The organism is Paenibacillus sp. GCM10027629, assembly GCF_042676425.1.
GTDB classification, from domain to species: Bacteria; Bacillota; Bacilli; order Paenibacillales; family Paenibacillaceae; genus Paenibacillus_K; species Paenibacillus_K terrigena.
Window position 1 is genome coordinate 257,054 of the sequence record NZ_JBHTGZ010000005.1, and the last position, 18,121, is coordinate 275,174.

The 18,121-nt window shown below is 51.2% G+C and carries 16 protein-coding genes; 12 read left to right on the top strand and 4 right to left on the bottom strand.

Annotated features, from left to right (window positions below):
* Window positions 1-22 precede the first annotated feature (22 nt).
* From ACFQZR_RS07135 to ACFQZR_RS07160, 6 genes are all read left to right on the top strand, one after another.
* Window positions 23-985, top strand: coding sequence for an ABC transporter substrate-binding protein (locus ACFQZR_RS07135; protein WP_379344316.1), 963 nt, complete (start codon window positions 23-25; stop codon window positions 983-985).
* Between the two features lie 103 nt (window positions 986-1,088).
* Window positions 1,089-2,693, top strand: coding sequence for a response regulator (locus tag ACFQZR_RS07140; RefSeq protein WP_379344318.1), 1,605 nt, complete (start codon window positions 1,089-1,091; stop codon window positions 2,691-2,693).
* Window positions 2,690-4,462, top strand: a complete 1,773-nt coding sequence (locus ACFQZR_RS07145; RefSeq protein ID WP_379344321.1) for a cache domain-containing protein — start codon at window positions 2,690-2,692, stop codon at window positions 4,460-4,462. The genes ACFQZR_RS07140 and ACFQZR_RS07145 overlap by 4 nt, the downstream gene beginning before the upstream one ends.
* Window positions 4,459-5,448 carry a substrate-binding domain-containing protein gene (locus ACFQZR_RS07150; RefSeq protein WP_379344323.1) on the top strand — a complete coding sequence of 330 codons (990 nt, stop codon included), beginning with the start codon at window positions 4,459-4,461 and terminating at the stop codon, window positions 5,446-5,448. Before ACFQZR_RS07145 ends, ACFQZR_RS07150 begins: the two co-directional genes overlap by 4 nt.
* A 128-nt stretch (window positions 5,449-5,576) precedes the next feature.
* Complete coding sequence (locus ACFQZR_RS07155; RefSeq protein WP_379344325.1) at window positions 5,577-6,344, top strand: DUF2087 domain-containing protein; 768 nt, start codon at window positions 5,577-5,579, stop codon at window positions 6,342-6,344.
* A gap of 20 nt (window positions 6,345-6,364) precedes the next feature.
* Window positions 6,365-6,757 carry a GIY-YIG nuclease family protein gene (locus ACFQZR_RS07160; RefSeq protein ID WP_314591907.1) on the top strand — a complete coding sequence of 131 codons (393 nt, stop codon included), beginning with the start codon at window positions 6,365-6,367 and terminating at the stop codon, window positions 6,755-6,757.
* A 90-nt stretch (window positions 6,758-6,847) separates the two neighbouring features.
* On the opposite strand, the gene ACFQZR_RS07165 is transcribed toward ACFQZR_RS07160, so the two are convergent.
* The 3 genes from ACFQZR_RS07165 to ACFQZR_RS07175 all read right to left on the bottom strand — a co-directional run bounded on the left by ACFQZR_RS07165 (window position 6,848) and on the right by ACFQZR_RS07175 (window position 8,907).
* Window positions 6,848-7,723: an SDR family oxidoreductase gene (locus ACFQZR_RS07165; protein ID WP_379344327.1), complete on the bottom strand. Its 876-nt coding sequence runs from the start codon at window positions 7,721-7,723 to the stop codon at window positions 6,848-6,850.
* 25 nt (window positions 7,724-7,748) lie between these two features.
* Window positions 7,749-8,228 (bottom strand): hypothetical protein, encoded by a 480-nt coding sequence (locus ACFQZR_RS07170; RefSeq protein WP_379344329.1) that lies wholly within the window; start codon window positions 8,226-8,228, stop codon window positions 7,749-7,751.
* A gap of 142 nt (window positions 8,229-8,370) precedes the next feature.
* A complete protein-coding gene (locus ACFQZR_RS07175; protein ID WP_018754605.1) occupies window positions 8,371-8,907 on the bottom strand; it encodes a MarR family winged helix-turn-helix transcriptional regulator in 537 nt (178 codons plus the stop codon).
* Between the two features lie 129 nt (window positions 8,908-9,036).
* On the opposite strand from ACFQZR_RS07175, the gene aspT reads away from it, so the two are divergent.
* Window positions 9,037-10,719 carry an aspartate-alanine antiporter gene (gene aspT / locus ACFQZR_RS07180; protein ID WP_379344332.1) on the top strand — a complete coding sequence of 561 codons (1,683 nt, stop codon included), beginning with the start codon at window positions 9,037-9,039 and terminating at the stop codon, window positions 10,717-10,719.
* A 63-nt stretch (window positions 10,720-10,782) separates the two neighbouring features.
* The gene (gene aspD / locus ACFQZR_RS07185; protein WP_379344334.1) at window positions 10,783-12,408 is read left to right on the top strand and encodes an aspartate 4-decarboxylase; all 1,626 of its coding nucleotides are present in this window, start codon (window positions 10,783-10,785) and stop codon (window positions 12,406-12,408) included.
* Window positions 12,409-12,456: 48 nt separating this feature from the next.
* Here the strand turns inward: aspD and ACFQZR_RS07190 are convergent, their stop codons facing one another.
* On the bottom strand, window positions 12,457-12,597 hold the full coding sequence (locus tag ACFQZR_RS07190) for a hypothetical protein (protein ID WP_018754608.1): 141 nt from the start codon (window positions 12,595-12,597) through the stop codon (window positions 12,457-12,459).
* Window positions 12,598-12,777: 180 nt separating this feature from the next.
* On the opposite strand from ACFQZR_RS07190, the gene hrpB reads away from it, so the two are divergent.
* From hrpB to ACFQZR_RS07210, 4 genes are all read left to right on the top strand, one after another.
* Window positions 12,778-15,306, top strand: coding sequence for an ATP-dependent helicase HrpB (hrpB, locus tag ACFQZR_RS07195; RefSeq protein ID WP_379344926.1), 2,529 nt, complete (start codon window positions 12,778-12,780; stop codon window positions 15,304-15,306).
* 148 nt (window positions 15,307-15,454) lie between these two features.
* Entirely contained in the window at window positions 15,455-15,817 is a 363-nt protein-coding gene (locus tag ACFQZR_RS07200) for a YojF family protein (protein WP_018754610.1), read from the top strand.
* Window positions 15,818-15,821: 4 nt separating this feature from the next.
* On the top strand, window positions 15,822-16,460 hold the full coding sequence (gene bshB2, locus ACFQZR_RS07205; RefSeq protein ID WP_379344337.1) for a bacillithiol biosynthesis deacetylase BshB2: 639 nt from the start codon (window positions 15,822-15,824) through the stop codon (window positions 16,458-16,460).
* 469 nt (window positions 16,461-16,929) lie between these two features.
* Window positions 16,930-18,105 (top strand): MFS transporter, encoded by a 1,176-nt coding sequence (locus ACFQZR_RS07210; RefSeq protein ID WP_379344339.1) that lies wholly within the window; start codon window positions 16,930-16,932, stop codon window positions 18,103-18,105.
* Window positions 18,106-18,121: the final 16 nt, after the last annotated feature.

Here is an 18,121-nt window from a genome sequence, read left to right on the forward strand (position 1 = left end):
AATAATTGAGGGGGAAACGAACATGAAACGGAAACAATGGTTCATCCTGCTGGCGATGATGTTGTCTTTGACAACTGTACTAGGCGCTTGTTCAAGTGGAGACAAAGGGGACGGTAAGACATACATTCCAGTCATCTCGAAAGGGTTCCAACATCAATTCTGGCAAGCGGTGAAGAGCGGTGCGGAGAAAGCGGCGAAGGAATTCGACGTGAAAATTACCTTCGAAGGCCCGGAGACCGAATCGCAGGTCGACAAACAAATTGAAATGCTGCAGACGGCATTAGATAAGAAACCAAGTGCCATCGCGTTCGCGGCGCTGGATAGCAAAGCGGCGTTACCGCTGCTGGAGAAAGCGAAATCGAACAATATCCCGGTCATCGGCTTTGACTCCGGGGTGGATAGCGATATCCCGGTCGCTACAGCTGCGACGGACAACGTCAAAGCGGCTGCGCTCGCAGCAGATAAGATGGCTGAATTCATCGGAAGCTCCGGCGAAGTCGCGTTGATCGTCCATGACCAGACGAGCCGAACGGGCATCGATCGTCGCGATGGCTTCAAGAATCAGATCGAATCAAAATATCCCGATATTAAAATCGTCGATATCCAATACGGCGGTGGTGACCAGTTGAAGTCGACCGACCTTGCGAAGGCGATTATGCAGGCGCATCCGAACCTTAAAGGCTTCTTCGGTGCCAATGAAGGCTCTGCGATTGGGGTTGTCAATGCCGTGAACGAGCTGAAGAAAAATGGCCAGATTACGATTATCGGTTATGACTCCGGGAAGCAGCAGACGGATGCTGTACGCAGCGGAACCATGGCAGGGGCCATCACACAAGATCCAATCGGTATTGGTTACTGGTCCGTTAAAGCCGCTGTCATGGCGATAAAAGGTGAAGCGGTAGACAAAAACATCGATACCGGCTTCCACTGGTATGACAAGAACAATATCGATTCCGATGAGATCAAACCGCTGCTGTACGATTAATCGAATCCGAATACATCCGAACAAATTAGAGGTTGCCCATCGGGGCAGCCTCTATTATGCTATTGCTAAGATATGACCAATCCGAGAGCAGAGGGGGCACGTCATGTATCGAATCATCTTGGTGGACGATGAAGATGAAGTTCGCGAAGGCATTAAGCGAAAGACCGATTGGCAGGCTTGCGGATTTGAATTCATCGGTGATTATGATAATGGAAGAGACGCACTTGCGGCGATTGAGCTGCAAAGACCGGATGTCATTATTACGGACATTTGCATGCCATTTATGGATGGTCTGGAGCTGACGCGCGAGGTGTTCGAGCGTTATCGAGATGTCAAAGTCGTGATTGTCACCGGCTATGAAGATTTCGACTATGCGAAGCAGGCCCTTCAGCTAAAAGTGAATGACTATTTGCTCAAGCCGATTAATTCGAAGGAATTCAATGAATTTCTAGGTAAGATGAAGCAGGAGCTTGATATTGAATGTAAGCAGCGAGAAGACCTGAGCGCACTACGAATCCAATTGAATCAGAGCTTTCCGCTGCTGCGGGAACGGTTCTTGGAGAGTCTTACGGCATCCCGGATGAAGCGGGAGGTGTTCGAGCCGAAGCTTCAGCATTTTCAGATTACCTTGCCCGGTCCGACCTATATCGCATTGGTAGGTGAACTAGATACGAAGGTGAGCGATAACAAAGGCGATGATGCGCTGCTGCGGTTCGCGGCATTTAATATCATGCAAGAACAGCTCGAGCAAGAATATGGCGGGGTCGTCTTTCAGACACGGGATGATAAAATTGCAGCCATCCTGTCTGGCCCTCTTGAAGAGTTGGAAGTGAAAGCACAGCTCTGGTCAGAGCAAGTCCGCAGCAGTATTGAACGGTACTTGAAGCTGACGCTCACGATTGGGATCGGGCGTAAATGTACAGATCTCGCTGAAGTTTCAAAATCATTTCAGGAAGCGCTATCATCGCTTGATTACCGTTTCTTGCTCGGCAAGGATAAGGTGATCTCGATTCAGGATCTCGAATATGGAAATGGATGGGATCACACAAGGTATACAGCTTGGGAGAAAAATATGCTCGCAGCGATGAAAACGGGTAAGAGTCACGCTGTCTCTGGGGTGCTTCGTGATTGGTTCGATGAACTGAAGAGCTTCTCCTGTCCGATAGATCAATGCCGGAGCACGATTTATCAGCTGCTGGTCTCCCTTATGAACTTCGTGGCAGACATCGGATTCGAGTTATCGACGATGCTGCAGGGCGATCCTTTCGCGCAAGTGAAACATTTCCGTACGCTCGACGAGGCACGGGCTTATCTGGAAGAACTGTGCCACAACATGATTCAGCAGTTATCTGAGCAGCGTTCTACGATGGCGAGCTCCCAGATGCAGTTGGCCGAAGCCTATATTCGAGAGCAGTATGGGGATGAGAATTTCTCGCTCAATCAATTATGCAATCATATCTTCATGAGTATCAGCTACTTCAGCGCTACCTTTAAACAGCATACCGGCGAGACCTTTGTGGAGTATCTGACCCGTGTGCGGCTTGAGAAAGCCAAAGAATTGCTCACCATTACCAACTTGAAAACCTACGAAATCGCAGCCCGCGTCGGGTACGGCGATCCGCAATACTTTAGCGTTATTTTCAAGCGGAATATGGGAATGACGCCGAAGGAATTCAGACAGACGAACAAAGGGAGCGGCGTCGTATGAACGGCTGGAATCCGCTCAGGCACCACAGCATTCACACGCATATTGCCATTGCATTCTCCTGCCTCATTTTATGTACCACGGCACTCCTCAGCTATAGCACCTACAAGCTCTCCTCAGACGCCGTGACCCATAACTCCTTAGAATACACCTCTCAGCTTATTGAACAAGTCAAAGTGAATATTCAAACCTACATCAGCAATATGGAGAGTATCGCTGCGCTGGCGATGCGAAGCAATGATTTGCAGCGGTATCTGAAGCAGAACGAGCCTGCCTTCGTGAAGCCTCTAATGAAGAAACAGGTGAGCCAGTATTTCAATTCGATTGTCACCTCCAGAGATGATATTTCTTCGATCCTGTTTATTAGCGACCGAGGCGATGAGATCGTATCGAACCGCGAGCATGCCAATTTCAATTCGATTGCACAGATCAAGGAGCAGGACTGGTATAAAAAGGTCATTGGGACAGATCAGGCCTATATCTCTTCATCACATGTGCAGCGTATTTTTCGTGATGAGTATCGATGGGTTGTATCGATTAGCAGAGAACTGCCTGCTACAGATGACACGATCGGCGGTGTATTGCTTGTCGATCTGAATTACAAGCTGATTAATAACCTCTGTAAGCAGATCGAACTCGGGAAGCGCGGGTATGTATTTATCGTGGATCCGACGGGCGATCTCGTCTATCATCCACAGCAGCAGCTCGTCTATTCGCAGCTCAAATCGGAACAGCTGGATAAGGTATTACAGACGTGGAATGGCTCGTTGACGTTGGGGGAGGGGAGTGACAAGAAAATCTATACCGTAGATACGACGAGTTTTGGTTGGAAAATTGTCAGTGTCACTTATCCGGACGAGCTCGTCGGGAACAAGCGGCAAATTCAGTTTACTTCGGCATTATGGGGAATCCTCTGTCTCATTGCGGCACTCGCCATCTCCATTCTGCTCTCCTATGCTCTCACGAAGCCACTGAAGAAGCTTGAAATGAATATGAAGCTCGCAGAACGAGGAGATTTCGATATTCGGGTCGAGATTGATAACACGAACGAGATTGGCAAGCTGGCCCGAACCTTCAATATTATGATCAGTAAGATCAAAGAGCTGATGAACCAGGTTGTTGAGGAGCAGGAAATGAAGCGGGTGAGTGAACTGAAAGCACTTCAAGCCCAAATACAGCCGCATTTCCTGTATAACACATTGGATTCGATCATTTGGATGGCCGAGATGGGCAAGATGGAGGAAGTCGTGGATATGACTTCGGCATTGTCCAAGCTGCTTCGCTCGACGATCAGCAAGGGGGATGAACTTATTCCGATCTCCGTCGAGCTGGAGCATATACATAATTATTTGACCATTCAGAAGATGAGGTATCGCAAAAAGTTCACCTATTCGATTGATGTCGACGAGGACATTGGCAACTGCCAGATTCTGAAGCTCGTGCTTCAGCCGATTGTTGAGAATGCGATTTATCATGGGATGAAGCATAAGCCAGAGACAGGACACATCCGAATCACTGGTAAAAGAGTAGATGACGACATCGAATTGCAAGTGATCGATGACGGGATTGGGATGGATTCCGAGCAAGCTGGAACATTACTGGAACGTAAAGTGGCGAGGAAGAGCGGAAATGGTGTTGGGGTTGTAAATGTGGATCACCGGGTCAAGTTGAACTTTGGAGCAGCTTACGGGCTCAGGTTCGAGAGTGAACTGGAAGAGGGGATGATTGTAACTTTACGGATTCCCCTGCTGCGATTGGAGGGTGGTGCATGAGAAGGGGATGGACACGCATCAGGCTCATCTTGGTTGTGCTCCTCGGAGTTATCGCGATATGCTGGGCTGGCTACAGCATCGTATCGCATGAACTTAGCTCAGGGAAGAAGACGATTATTTATGTACCGAAGACAATCGACCCGACGATTGAATTCTGGCAGGTGATGCGCCAAGGTGTGGCTAGCGCCGCGAAGGAATTTGATGCTGAGGTCGAAGTGATGGGGACGAGAGCGGAAGTGGATGTGGATGAACAGATTGCGCTGCTGCAAGAAGCGATCAAGAAGAAGCCGAAAGCTATTATTTTGGCTGCGACAGACTACAATCGAATCGTCCCCGTTGCGAAGGAAATTGTGGCTGCTGGCATTACGCTCATTACGGTCGACTCAGGTCTCAATGGCGGGATCTCGAAGAGCTTCATCGGAACGGATAACATGAATGCGGGCCGGCGGACCGCAGAAATCTTGCATACGCATGTAGATTCGCATGCGGAGATTGCCGTAATCAACTTCGTCAAGGAATCGGCTACGGCAATGGAGCGAGAGAGCGGGGCGCTGGAGATTCTGCACCGATATGGGAACTACACCCTGCTCGGCCCGTACTACAGCAATGGATCCGTTCAGACCTCTTATGATATTGCGAAATCGCTGCTCAAGACGAAGCCGAACCTGAAGGCGATTATCGGATTGAACGAGCCGACCACGTACGGCATTGGCAAGGCGATTCAAGATCTGAAGATGCAATCGCAGGTCGTTGCTGTCGGCATCGATAGCTCGATGGGTGAGATTCGGATGCTAGAGGACGGCGTACTGCTGGCGACGGTCATTCAGAAGCCTTTCAACATGGGGTATTCTGCCGTAAAGACGGCGGTTGAGGCTATCGATGGGAAACGTGTGAGTCCGCGAATCGATACGGGCTCGAAGGTGATTACCAAGGAAAATATGTATTCGAGCGAAAATCAGAAGCTGTTGTTTCCGTTTGTAGAATAGATGGAACCCGGTCTGTGGAGGCCTGGGAGATACCACGAAAGAGGTTTTCTCATATCGGACATTGATATATTATAAACATTTTGTTATCATATCTATATAAATTACAAACGTTATTAGGATGTGTTTATGTGAGTGAAGTGAATGAATTGTTCTGGAGCGCTACTGTTGAACAATTGAAGCAAGGTTATGTCTATGATGCAGCTCAGGATCAATATATATGTCTTGTATGTGGTGAAGCATTCACCACCGGAATTATCTATACCGATGAAGGTGTCATGTATGAAGCGAAGAAATTTGCTCAAGTGCATGTTGCGCGGCAGCATGATTCCATGTTCGACGTCTTGATCGGCATGGATAAGAAGCTGACGGGACTTACCGATCTTCAGAAAGATTTGGTACAGCGCTTCTACGACGGCATGAACGATAATGAAATCGTCAAAGAGCAGGGCGGTAGTGCCTCGACGATTCGGAACCACCGCTTCTCGATGCGGGAGAAGATGAAGCAAGCACGGATCTTCCTCGCGATTATGGAGATGGCGGAGGCGAAGGGCGGCGCAGAGCGGCCCAAATTCATGGCTGTGCCGCGCACGGCGACGAGTCTGGATGAGCGGTATGCCATTACGGAGCAAGAACATGAGTCTATCATTAATAAGTATTTTCCAGACGGTACAGATGGCAAACTCACGGAATTCCCGCGTAAGGAAAAACGTAAGATGTCGATTCTAATGCATCTCATGCAGCGGTTCGAACGGAATCGCAAATATACGGAGCACGAAGTGAATGAAGTGCTGAAGACAGCAAGTGACGACTTCGTTACGCTCCGCAGATACCTTATCGAATATAGCTTCTTGGATCGTCTTGAAGATGGGAGCTCCTATTGGGTGAAGGTTCAATAAAGCTGGAAGGAAGGTTGAACATGACAGAGAAACAAACACGCAAACAACTTGCGAAGCAAATAGGACAGACGCTGCGTCCAATGGGCGTGTATCAAATTCAAAATAAGGAAAATGGCAAAATTCTACTCGGTAGCAGTATGTATCTCGACACGATCTGGAATCGGCACACGTTTCAGTTAAAGATGGGGTCGCATATGAACAAGGCTCTGCAGCAAGATTGGAATCAATATGGGGAGGCAGCCTTTACGTTCGAGGTGATCGAGCAGCTCAAGCCCTCTGTTGAGACGTATTCCACGGAGGAGGAGCTAAAGGAATATGAGTCGGAGATTAAAGTGCTAGAGGAATTGTGGGCTGAGAAGCTGCAACCCTACGGGGAGCAAGGGTATCTCAAAGCACCTCGGGTAAAAGGATAGACCAATTCATAGGATATGAAATCCCCCTAACCTTGAACGAATACGGGTTAGGGGGATTTTTCAAGATCATATCTTCAATATACTGTTTAGTTAACGTCTTGCCTGAAAACTATTTCTATTCTCCTGTAGAAAAGCATCTAACGTACGCGGTTCTTTGCCAAGCAGACTTTGTACGGTATTCGTAGGCTTCTCCGGTACAACGGTAGACATCGTTTGAATTTCCACAACGTGTTCTGCGAGCCAAGGCGGCATGTGTCCATGTACGATCAAATCGCTTCGCAGCGCCTCAGGCTTCAGGTTGATGAATCGGATCGGCCGATTGAGCAGGGTAGACAGTTTATTTGCGATCTGTGAGTAAGTGAATGTTTCTGACCCTGTCAGTGTATAGATGCCGCAAGCTGCCTTTTGATTGGTCAGTGCCACTGCGGCAACATCAGCAATATCTCGGCAGTCAATGAAGTTGCAGGGCGAATTCCCGATACAGCCGAAGAAGACATCTTGGGTTGTAATGGTTGGTGCGAGTCGCAGTAGATTTTGCATAAACGCATAGGGACGCAGCACCGTATAGATCACGCCGGATGCAACCAAAGCTTGCTCGATTTCGGCATGCCAGCCCGCCACAGCGACAGGAGAACTCTTCTCATAAGCTGGACTGGATATTTTGACGATATGTTCGATCCCTTCTTGAGCAGCGATCTGAATGATCGATGTTTCTAATTCGACTTGTCTTGGACTGTTCGACAAAGCAAGGAATAGTTGGCTGGCTCCTTCTAATGCACGGCGCATCGATTCGGGATCATTCGCATCCGCAGCGCAGATCTCAACCTTAGACAACCCTAAATCCCCCATTTGTTGACGAAGTTTATCAGGCTCCCTAGTCAGTGCCCGGACTGGCACGCCAATCTCCATCAAACGTCTCAAAAGTGCATTTCCAATTGTACCTGTTGCTCCAATAATAGCGATCATCTTTAAATCTCTCCTCTAAATGAATTTATTTGGTGAGTGAAGCTCGCCACCGCCAACTCATGGTTGTGCAGGCAATCGCCCCTGACAGCGGAAAATCAAAACCGATTTGATCGAACCAAACCCAATGATGATTCGGATTGATAAGGTCCAGCAGAATCGGAGTCCCCCACGCCGCGAATAGACCGAACAATGCACCTGCAAGTGCAAACGCCCCTACAACAACCACACGTGGTGCACCCACAACCCATCGTTTACGGCTCCCACGGCTATTCAGCCAGAGGCCGACTATTAAAGCTACCAGCAAGGATGTCCCTCCAATCGTCGTTAAAGCTCGTATTTGCAGCACCTTGTCGGCCGTGACGAGTCCCCCAATGCCTGCCATGATAGCAGGGGCCAGATAGGCCGGAATCAATTCGCGCCACAGCACGAAAGGCTTCCTGCGAGAACGGGTGGCTCGAATCCCATAAACCTCTTCTGATTGATGTGGGAAATTCATGTTGCGCATGTTATTACTCCTTTCTTGTTTAGATTGAACTGCATTGCTTTATATAATTAGGAGCCTAACTATATGACGGTTAAAAGGGGCTAGCTAACCTAGCCCTTTTTTCCTTTCTGGGATGTGCTCCTATGGTCTGGGTTCTGTTGATTCAAAGTGATTCGTCCGTAAGCGCCGAGATTCCTTGCGTAACACGTCCTAGCAGATCGAGAAACACGGTTCGCTCTTCGATGCTTAGTAAGCCGACCATAGCTTCGAGTCTAGCGTAATGCTCCGAAGCCATATCACGCAGCTTCTTCGCTCCTTCCTCTGTTAAGACGACCGACTTCTGACGGCCATCAACAGAGCTCGTACGACGAGATACAAGTCCATCCCGTTCTAGAATCTCGATTAAGCCTGTGACGGTAGCGCGTGTGACGCCTAGATTTTCCGCGAGCTGTGAGGGCAGCTCTTCTCCATCGTTATCTTCAAGATCTGCTAGCAATCGATATCGCCCTGTCGATAATCCGAATCTGGAGAAATGGATTTCTGCGGCATGCCCAAGCTTGGCTCCTGCTGCCATCAATCGGGCTGCGACGAGCACGGCTTGTGCATCTACGTCTAGATCGTAGCGTTCAACCTGGCGCTGCGTTTGTGCAAGCGAGGGAATAAGATTCATGTCAGCTGATTCTTTATTGTTATTGGCCATACATATAGTATGGCGCCTAACTATGTATGTGTCAACTCATTTGTGTTGATTCTTCTTGCATGATGCGTTGTAGAGTAGGAAACGCTAAGAGAAAATGTTGTCAAATTAGGCAGTGAAAGGCGGATTGGAATGCAATGGGTGCATGATTTGTTTCAGAAGTATCCGGAGCTGGCTGTGTTTCTGACCCTAGGCGTTGGATATGCTGTTGGCCGAATTAAGATTGGTTCTTTCCGTGTTGGAGCGGTGACAGGGGTTCTGCTGACAGGTGTGCTCATCGGTCAATTGGACATTACGATCTCACCGACGGTCAAATCGATTTTCTTCCTCCTCTTCCTGTTCGCGATGGGGTACCGTGTCGGTCCACAATTCGTTCATGGGTTGAAGAAGGATGGGCTGCCGCAGGTGCTATTCGCCGTCATTGTCTGTGTTACGGGACTGGCAGCCGCTTATGTTGCTGCACGAATCTTGGGCTATAACCCAGGTCAAGGCGCAGGCTTGCTCGCAGGCTCCCTAACCCAATCGGCGGTCATTGGGGTCGCCTCGGATGCGATCAATGGATTAAAGCTTGCTGCAGCAGAACAGAAATCGATGATCAGCTTCGTCGTCGTCGGTTATGCGATTACATACATATTTGGAACCGCTGGGGCGGCTTGGTTCTTGTCTGCCATGGGTCCCAAAATTCTAGGGATTAACCTTGTCGAAGCATGCAAGCAGCTTGAAGAAGAGGTTGGCGTGACAGAGGAAAATCCAGAGATTAGCTCGGGCTACCGCTTCAATGTCTATCGTGCCTATGTTGTAGAGAACGAGCATTATATTGGGCAGACCGTCGGTGATATAGAGCAGCGATTCAAAGGAAAGGACAAGCGGATTTTCATTCTTCGAATCAAGACCAAATTAGGGATGATCGATGCGACGCCGAACATGGTGCTGGAAGCGGGCGATATTGTCGTGATTGGGATGACCAAGCGCAATATGGATCTATTCGTGGATGACGTCATAGGAGAAGAAATGTTCGATGAAGAGTTGTTTGACTTTCCGATTGAAACATTGGAGGTCGTGGTGACGAGCAAAGCCGTTATCGGTATGACGACCCATGACGTGAGCTTCAAGATGTTATCCCGCGGCGTCTATGTCTCCGCGCTGAAACGGCAGGGTGAAGAGCTTCCGCTGCGCCATACGAAGCTGCATCGCGGGGATGTGCTCGTGATCGTTGGTCCTCAGTCGGCGGTGGAGGCGGTTGCCAAACGTATCGGTTATGCTGCGCATAAATCAAGCGAGACCGACATGATCTTCGTCGGATTCGGCGTGCTGCTCGGAGGTCTGATTGGTATTCCAACGGCACATATCGCAGGGATTCCGATCAGTCTGACGACGAGTGGTGGTGCGCTCATTATGGGGCTCATCTTCGGCTGGCTGCGATCCTTGCACCCGACCTTCGGGCGCATTCCTGAAGGGGCCGTCTGGGTCTTCAACAATGTCGGTTTAACGACCTTCGTTGCGGTCGTCGGTATCTCGGCGGGGCCCGGGTTCGTCTCCGGCATTAAGCAGTCAGGGCTCAGTATGTTCATAGCAGGTATCTTCGTGACGTTAATTCCGCTGCTCGTCGGACTGCTGATCGGCAAATATTTCTTCAAGTTCCATCCGGCGATTACGCTTGGCGCCTGCGCAGGGGCGCAGACAACTACGGCTGCAATCGGTGCGATCACAGAAGTCGCGAAGAGCCAAGTCCCGGTTCTAGGTTATACGGTGACGTATGCCATCGGGAATATCCTGCTCACCATTTGGGGCGCCATTATCGTAGCCCTACTCTAGATATATGATCACGAAGAAAGACAAGAAGAGGGTCCGACAACGAGAAAAGGAGAGATACTTGATATGACCGATAATATGCAGCGTCGCGAGATTGAGGAGCGATACGGCAAGCTCAGTCCTTTTGAGCTGAAGGATAAATTAATTAGCTTTGCAGAAGAGGGTTCACGTAAGAGTACGAAGATCATGTTAAATGCAGGCCGGGGTAATCCGAACTGGATCGCCAGCACGCCGCGGGATGCTTTTTTTACATTAGGGCATTATGCGGTGACGGAAGCGAAGATGACTTGGGAGGATGGCGACTTGGCAGGGATGGCGAAGAAGCCGGGGATTTATAATCGGTTCATGGCCTATGCCGATCAGCATCCTGATTATCCAGGCATGGATTTCTTACGGAAAGCCGTCGAATTCGGGATTGTGACGCAAGGGTTTGATCCCGATGCCTGGGTGCATGAGCTTGTAGATGGCATTATCGGCGATAATTATCCCGTTCCCGACCGGATGCTGCGTCATATGGAGGAAATCGTCAACGACTATATTATTCAAGAAGTATATGGGGATAAGGACATCGGCAAATTTGATCTTTTTGCCGTCGAAGGGGCGACGGCAGCGATGTGTTATCTTTTCGATACGTTAGTTGCGAATGCGCTGCTTCATCCTGGGGATCGGATTGCGATTATGGTTCCGATCTTTACGCCGTATTTGGAGGTTCCGCATTTGCCGAGATATCATTTCGATACTGTCGAGATCCATGCGTCTGAGCTGCGGGAGGATGGATCGCATACCTGGCAATACCCGACTTCTGAGCTCGAGAAGCTGAAAGATAAGACGATCAAAGCACTGTTCATTGTGAATCCGAGCAATCCGCCGTCCGTCGCGATTCGTCCAGAAACGGTCCGTGAGCTGAAAGAAATCGTCTCGGAGCACAATCCGGAATTGATGATTATTTCGGATGATGTGTATTGTACCTTTGTGAAGGAGTTCCGTTCATTAATGACGGAAATGCCTTATAATACGGTCGGCGTCTATTCGTTCTCAAAGTATTTTGGCGTAACGGGTTGGCGGCTTGGAGTAGTAGCGGTTCATGAACATAATATTTTTGATGAGAAATTAAAAAACCTGCCAAAGGTTGAAACTGATCGGCTCGCGGTTCGTTATGGCGCCTTAACGGAGCACCCGGAAGAAGTGCGATTCATCGATCGAATGGTCGCCGACAGCCGTGCCGTCGCACTGAATCATACGGCAGGATTATCCACCCCGCAGCAGGTGCAAATGGCGCTCTTCTCGATTTTTTCCTTGCTGGATCGAGAAGACGTCTATAAGAGGCAGACGATGGATATCTGTCGAAGAAGACAGAGGCTGTTATTCGAAGGGCTTGGCGTGGAGCTGCGGGAAGATCCGCATGATGCAGCGTATTATTTCGAGCTCGATTTGATGGAATGGGCGCAGCGGAAGTACGGGCAATCTTTTGCCAATTACTTAATACAGAACTATTCTTCGCTCGATCTACTCTTCCGGCTTGCGGAGGAGCATTCGATTGTGCTCTTGAATGGCGGTGGGTTCCGAGGGCCGGAATGGTCCGTTCGTTTCTCCCTCGCCAATCTAAATGATGAAGCCTACCTGCATATCGGTCAGATGGTCCGTCAGACGTTCGAATCCTATGTCGCTGCGTGGAAAGCAGCAGAGAATTAACAAAAGAAACGCCTTCGATGTCTATCGTAGACACGGAGGCGTTTGTTGTCATTCATGAAAGATGATGTCGAGTAATGATTGGACGATGCCGATATCATCTGTAATGAGGAACGCTGGAAGAAAGGCGATTACCAGAAACACCAGCATAATAGACAGGATAAATTTCAACGAAACATTCAGAACGGCCATGGTGCACCCCTCCCATTTAACAAATTTTCCTCTTGTTCTAATGTATGCTTTGAAATGTTGAGAAGACCGGACAGGTTGCGAAAATCCACGGCCTGGGCTAAGGCTATTTGACTGAATAACTATGTTATGATGATTATGAAGGTGTACAATGGATGGGAAGGGTTTGTGGGAGTGAAGGATATGGTTAGCTTGCCAATACATGCGGTGATTCCGCAATTGCGAGAATCACTTGAAATACATCAGAATGCGGTGTTGATTGCTGCACCGGGTGCCGGTAAAACGACGCAGGTGCCTCTTGCGCTGCGAGATGCAGACTGGCTCGAAGATCGACGGATTATTATGCTGGAACCTCGACGCATTGCGGCTAGAGCATCTGCAAGATTTATGGCATCGTCACTTGGGGAGCAAGTCGGGGAGACCGTTGGGTATCGTGTTCGTCATGATACGCGCGTCGGTCCGAAGACGCGTATCGAGGTAGTGACCGAAGGGGTTCTCACGCGGATGCTGCAGGAGGATCCGATGCTAACGGACGTAGGCCTTGTCATCTTCGATGAGTTCCATGAGCGGAGTTTGCATGCGGATCTTGGGCTTGCACTTGCATTAGAGGCGCAGAGTGTGTTTCGTGAGGATCTGCGAATTCTAGTCATGTCAGCGACGCTCGATGCAGAGCCGGTGGCGGCATTGTTAGAGAATGCTCCTGTTATTACGAGCGAAGGGCGTGTCTTCCCTGTGGAGACCGTCTATTCGGATCGTCGTAGTGATGCTCCGATGGAAGCTGCGGTTGGCGCAGCCGTCATTCGCGCCTTGGGACAGGATGAAGGCGATATTCTCGTCTTCCTGCCTGGAGCGGGCGAGATCCATCGCACGATGCGTTGGTTGGAGGAGCAGGTGCGGAGCATGTCGTTCCGCGTTCGAATTGCACCGTTGTATGGTGGACTTACGCAAGATGAACAGGATGCGGCTCTGCTGCCAAGCGGATCGGGAGAGCGGAAAATCGTACTTTCAACTTCGATTGCGGAGACGAGTCTGACTGTCGAGGGCGTACGCGTCGTGATCGATAGCGGGTATATGCGTGTGCCGCGGTTCTCGCCGCGAACAGGCATGTCGCGACTCGAAACCGTGCGCGTCTCCCGCGCTGCCACGGATCAGCGTCGCGGCCGGGCTGGGCGCGTCGCGCCGGGTGTCTGCTACCGCCTGTGGACGGTAGCAGAAGATCGTGAGCTAGCGGCACGTACGACGCCGGAGATGCTAGAAGCCGATCTGGCACCGCTCGTGCTCGAGCTGGCGGTGTGGGGCACGAGCCCTGCGGCGCTGCGCTGGCTCGACCCGCCGCCCGCGCCGGCTCTTGCGCAGGCGCACGAGCTGCTGCGCTGGCTGGGTGCGCTGGGCGCGGAGGGCGCCGCGACCCCGCACGGGCGCAGCCTCGCGGCGCTGCCGCTGCACCCGCGTCTCGCGCACATGGTGCGCTGCGCGGGGCAGCTCGGCCGCGCCACGCTCGCGTGCGAGCTCGCGGCGCTGCTGAGCGAGCGCGACATCGCGCGCAGCGGCGGCGCAAGCGCTAGCGCGGCTGGCGCAGGCGCACGAGCGCCCGGCGCCGACATGCGCCTGCGCGTCGAAGCGCTGCGCGGCGCGGCCCCGCCGCAGCTCGCGGTCGATGCGGCCGCGTGCCGCCGGGTGCGCGCCGAAGCCGCCGCACTGCAGCGGCAGCTGGGCGCCGCCGCGGACCGCGCCGAGGGCGATGCGCTCGCCGATTGCGGCGTGCTGCTCGCCTTCGCCTACCCGGACCGCATCGCCGAGCGACGGCCGGATGGCCGCTACCTGCTGCGCTCCGGGCGCGGCGCCATGCTACCGGGGCCAGAGCCGCTGTCGCAAGCGCCGTACCTTGCGCTGGCGGAGCTCGCTGATTACGGCGTGGACAGCCGCATTCAGCTCGCGGCGCCACTCTCGCTCTCGGATCTGGAACGGCATTTCGCCGACCAGATCGAAGAGGAGCGCCTCGTCGCGTGGGATGCGGATGCGCGGGCAGTCCGCGCACGGAGACGATTGCGCTTTGGCGCAATCCGCTTGAAGGAAGCGCCGCTACCGGATCCCGATCCGGATGAGGTGCTTCGCGCGCTGCTCCAAGGGGTGGAGCAGGAGGGATTGCGCGTGCTCCCTTGGTCGAAGGCCGCGACGCAATTCCGCGAACGGTTGCAATTCATGCATGACCATGAACCGGAGAGCTGGCCGAATGCGACGGATCAAGGGCTGGGTTCGACGCTTGCCGAATGGCTTGGACCGCATTGTTATGGCATGAAGAAGTTATCGGATTTGAATCAGCTGAATATGGTTCATATCCTGGAATCGCTGCTGAGCTGGGAACAGCGCCGGGAGCTTGATGATTGTGCACCTACGCATATTACAGTTCCTAGCGGCTCACGCATTCCCGTGGATTATCGTAACCCTGAGGCGCCAATCCTTGCCGTACGTCTGCAAGAGATGTTCGGGCTGCACGATACACCGCGTATTGCACACGGGCGCGTTCCGCTTACGCTGCATTTGCTCTCGCCTGCGCAGCGCCCGGTTCAGGTCACGCGAGATCTGGCAAGCTTCTGGCGGGATGCCTATTTTGAAGTGCGCAAAGATTTGAAAGGACGTTATCCGAAGCACTATTGGCCGGATGATCCATCTGCTGCCGTTCCGACGAACCGCGTTCGCCCGAGGACGTAGTAAGATTTTTCAAAATATAAGAATTTATAAGTTTCACAAATAAACTGTTCTTATATTTCTCGCTTAAACGCTTCCCGTCCTTACAAGGACGACGAAGTCGTTTATACTTGTATATATTACAGAGGTAGAGATGAGGAGGGGACGCCGGATGAAATCGATTGAACCAGCCCGTATTCAACAATTGCTCGATCAATTGAAGGGGCAAGAAGTCTATATCCATTTAGAAATGACGACAGGTGCTTATGCCGCGCATCGCGGGGAAGCCAAGCTGGCTGCGACAGCGTTCATCACCAATGCTACCGTGACATACAGCCAGGGCCTCATTGCAGGAGATGGACCATATCGTGTAGGGCTTAAGACAGCGCATGGCTGGGTCTTCGCCCAAGGACTTACGCATTGGGATGAGACAGAGACATCGCGTCTTATTGCCGCAGGCCACGATCCCGATGGGAAGCTGGTTGTTGCGCTGCAAATCGCACAAGAACCATTCTCAAGCCATGAGGAGGACTGAACACATGGATCCGAAGCAAATATTAGTCGTACTGGCGCATCCCGATGATGAAGGGATTATTGGTGGAACACTCATGGAGCATGCGCAGCAAGGCGCGAAGATTACCTACATTTGTCTGACGCTCGGCGAGATGGGGCGGAATATGGGCAAGCCACCTTTTGCGACACGCGTATCCCTCCCTAAGATTCGTCGACAGGAACTGAAGGAAGCTTGCCAGCTCATTGGCATTCAAGATGTCCGCGAGTTCGGCTTGCATGATAAAATGGTTGAATTTGAAGATCAAGAGGCTGTTGCAGACCGTGTCCGCGAAGTGATTGAGGAAGTAAAGCCTGATCTTATCTATACGTTCTATCCGGGGCATGGCGTACATCCAGACCATGATGCCTGCGGGGCGATTACGATTCGCGCCGTTGCGAAGCTGCCTGCCGATAAGCGGCCGGTTACGCGCTGTATTGCGATGACACCGGGAAGCTATGCGGTACTTGGACAGCCGGATTTCGTGAATGATGTGAGCGATATCGTTGATCTGAAAATACAAGCGATTGGCGCACATAAGACGCAATTTCAACTTATGCTCGGCAATTATAGTCAAGAGACCAAAGATCGCCATCGCCATGAGCGATTGTGGGTCTATCGCTTCTAAGCAACGTCCTTTAGAACAGTCAATCTTCTGCGCAAGAAGCGATTGATTACTGGTCTTGTCCGGAGGCGGCCTTGCGTCGGTCTCTGAAATGGTGAAGGAAATCGAAGCTTTGGTGTAGTATTCGAAGCAAGTCAGCATCATATCAACGTATACGAGCCCAGTATCTTTACGATACTGGGCTTTCTTCAAATGACAACCTGACATACGGTCCCGCGCCCCGCGCTCGAAATAACTGCAAAAAAGCAGTTAATGGTCACGCCAATGCGCCCCAAGCCCGAAATAACTGCAAAAAAAGCAGTTAATGGTCAAGCAAACGCGCTCCGCTTCTCGAATAACTGCAAAAAAGCAGTTAATGGTCACGTCAATGCGCCCCACGCCCGACCGAGCGTTGACACATTCATCCTGTGCACAATGGAGACCATTATGGTAGGATAGTGTGCGACAGATGGTCAAGCGGGAGGAAGCATCTTTGAGAATACTATTGAAATGTTTACAGGCGATCTTCTATTCAACCAATGCGATTCTGATTCCCTATTTGCCGCTTCTGATGAAGTCTCATGGATTTAGTCCCTTGGAGACGGGAAGCCTACTTGCTATAGGGCCTTTTATTGCGATATTCGCACAGCCGCTCGCAGGAATGATCAGCGATAAGATCGGTGCGATTCGTCCGATCCTTATTGCACTTTGGACCTTGATGGGCGTCAGTGCGCTGCTCTTATTTACGACGGGGGAACAGTCCGTTGCTGCGGTTGCGGTCGTGGCCCTCAATGTATTCTTCTTGCCAGCGGTATCGCTGCTTGATGCCTTAATGGTGAAGAATGCGGAACAATTGAATGAGACCTACAGTTCACTGCGATTATGGGGCTCAGTCGGCTTTATGCTGACGCTTATTATTGTTGGCGGGCAGTTCGATGCGTGGGGTGGCGTTCATGCGTTAGTCTGGATTTTCGCGCCAATCTGGATCGGGGTGTTCGTGATCTTCCTGATCATGCGTGAACCAAAGATAGAGCATGCGTCTGAGGAGAACTCCGAAACTAGACTTTCTCGGCCCATGCTGCGCCGGGCCCTGTTGAATCCGTCGTTATTTATCTTCTTAGGCTTAATTTTCTTGGTTGCTATCCCTCATCGGATGAATGACACGCTCTTGTCCTTGCATATGGAACATCTGGGTGCCAACTCAAGTCAAATTTCCTGGGCATGGGCGGTAGCTGGAGCGAGCGAGGTCATTGGATTCTATGTAATGGCGAAGATTATTCGAGGCGATCGATTGAAGCAATTGCTCGGTTTAACAGCCCTCTTTTACGCGATCCGTTGGGGGTTGTATATGTTCATTACCGAGCCGTGGGCGATTGTGGCCTTGCAGGTTACGCATATGTTCACGTATGTTGTGATTTGGGCGGGTTCCATTGAGTATATCTCGACGGCATTGCCGAAGCAGATTGCCGCTACCGGACAGGCACTGCTGAGTATGGTATTCATCGGTCTAGGTGGACTGGCCGGGGGTTCAATCGGTGGAGCGATTCAGGAGCATATCGGGGAATCGGCTATGTATGCGATGGGCGTCGTGTGTGCTGCGGTGGCTTGGATTGGATTCATGGTGTGGAGCCGCCGAAGTAATGTTGAAGCAGTGCTCCAGGAAGTGTAGTATGTACAACATAACA

Coding starts and splice junctions, on each gene's coding strand:
- ACFQZR_RS07135 (WP_379344316.1), top strand. CDS start 23: ATGAAACGGAAACAATGGTTCATCCTGCTGGCGATGATGTTGTCTTTG.
- ACFQZR_RS07140 (WP_379344318.1), top strand. CDS start 1,089: ATGTATCGAATCATCTTGGTGGACGATGAAGATGAAGTTCGCGAAGGC.
- ACFQZR_RS07145 (WP_379344321.1), top strand. CDS start 2,690: ATGAACGGCTGGAATCCGCTCAGGCACCACAGCATTCACACGCATATT.
- ACFQZR_RS07150 (WP_379344323.1), top strand. CDS start 4,459: ATGAGAAGGGGATGGACACGCATCAGGCTCATCTTGGTTGTGCTCCTC.
- ACFQZR_RS07160 (WP_314591907.1), top strand. CDS start 6,365: ATGACAGAGAAACAAACACGCAAACAACTTGCGAAGCAAATAGGACAG.
- ACFQZR_RS07165 (WP_379344327.1), bottom strand. CDS start 7,723: ATGATCGCTATTATTGGAGCAACAGGTACAATTGGAAATGCACTTTTG.
- ACFQZR_RS07170 (WP_379344329.1), bottom strand. CDS start 8,228: ATGCGCAACATGAATTTCCCACATCAATCAGAAGAGGTTTATGGGATT.
- ACFQZR_RS07175 (WP_018754605.1), bottom strand. CDS start 8,907: ATGGCCAATAACAATAAAGAATCAGCTGACATGAATCTTATTCCCTCG.
- aspT (WP_379344332.1), top strand. CDS start 9,037: ATGCAATGGGTGCATGATTTGTTTCAGAAGTATCCGGAGCTGGCTGTG.
- aspD (WP_379344334.1), top strand. CDS start 10,783: ATGACCGATAATATGCAGCGTCGCGAGATTGAGGAGCGATACGGCAAG.
- ACFQZR_RS07190 (WP_018754608.1), bottom strand. CDS start 12,597: ATGGCCGTTCTGAATGTTTCGTTGAAATTTATCCTGTCTATTATGCTG.
- hrpB (WP_379344926.1), top strand. CDS start 12,778: ATGGTTAGCTTGCCAATACATGCGGTGATTCCGCAATTGCGAGAATCA.
- ACFQZR_RS07200 (WP_018754610.1), top strand. CDS start 15,455: ATGAAATCGATTGAACCAGCCCGTATTCAACAATTGCTCGATCAATTG.
- bshB2 (WP_379344337.1), top strand. CDS start 15,822: ATGGATCCGAAGCAAATATTAGTCGTACTGGCGCATCCCGATGATGAA.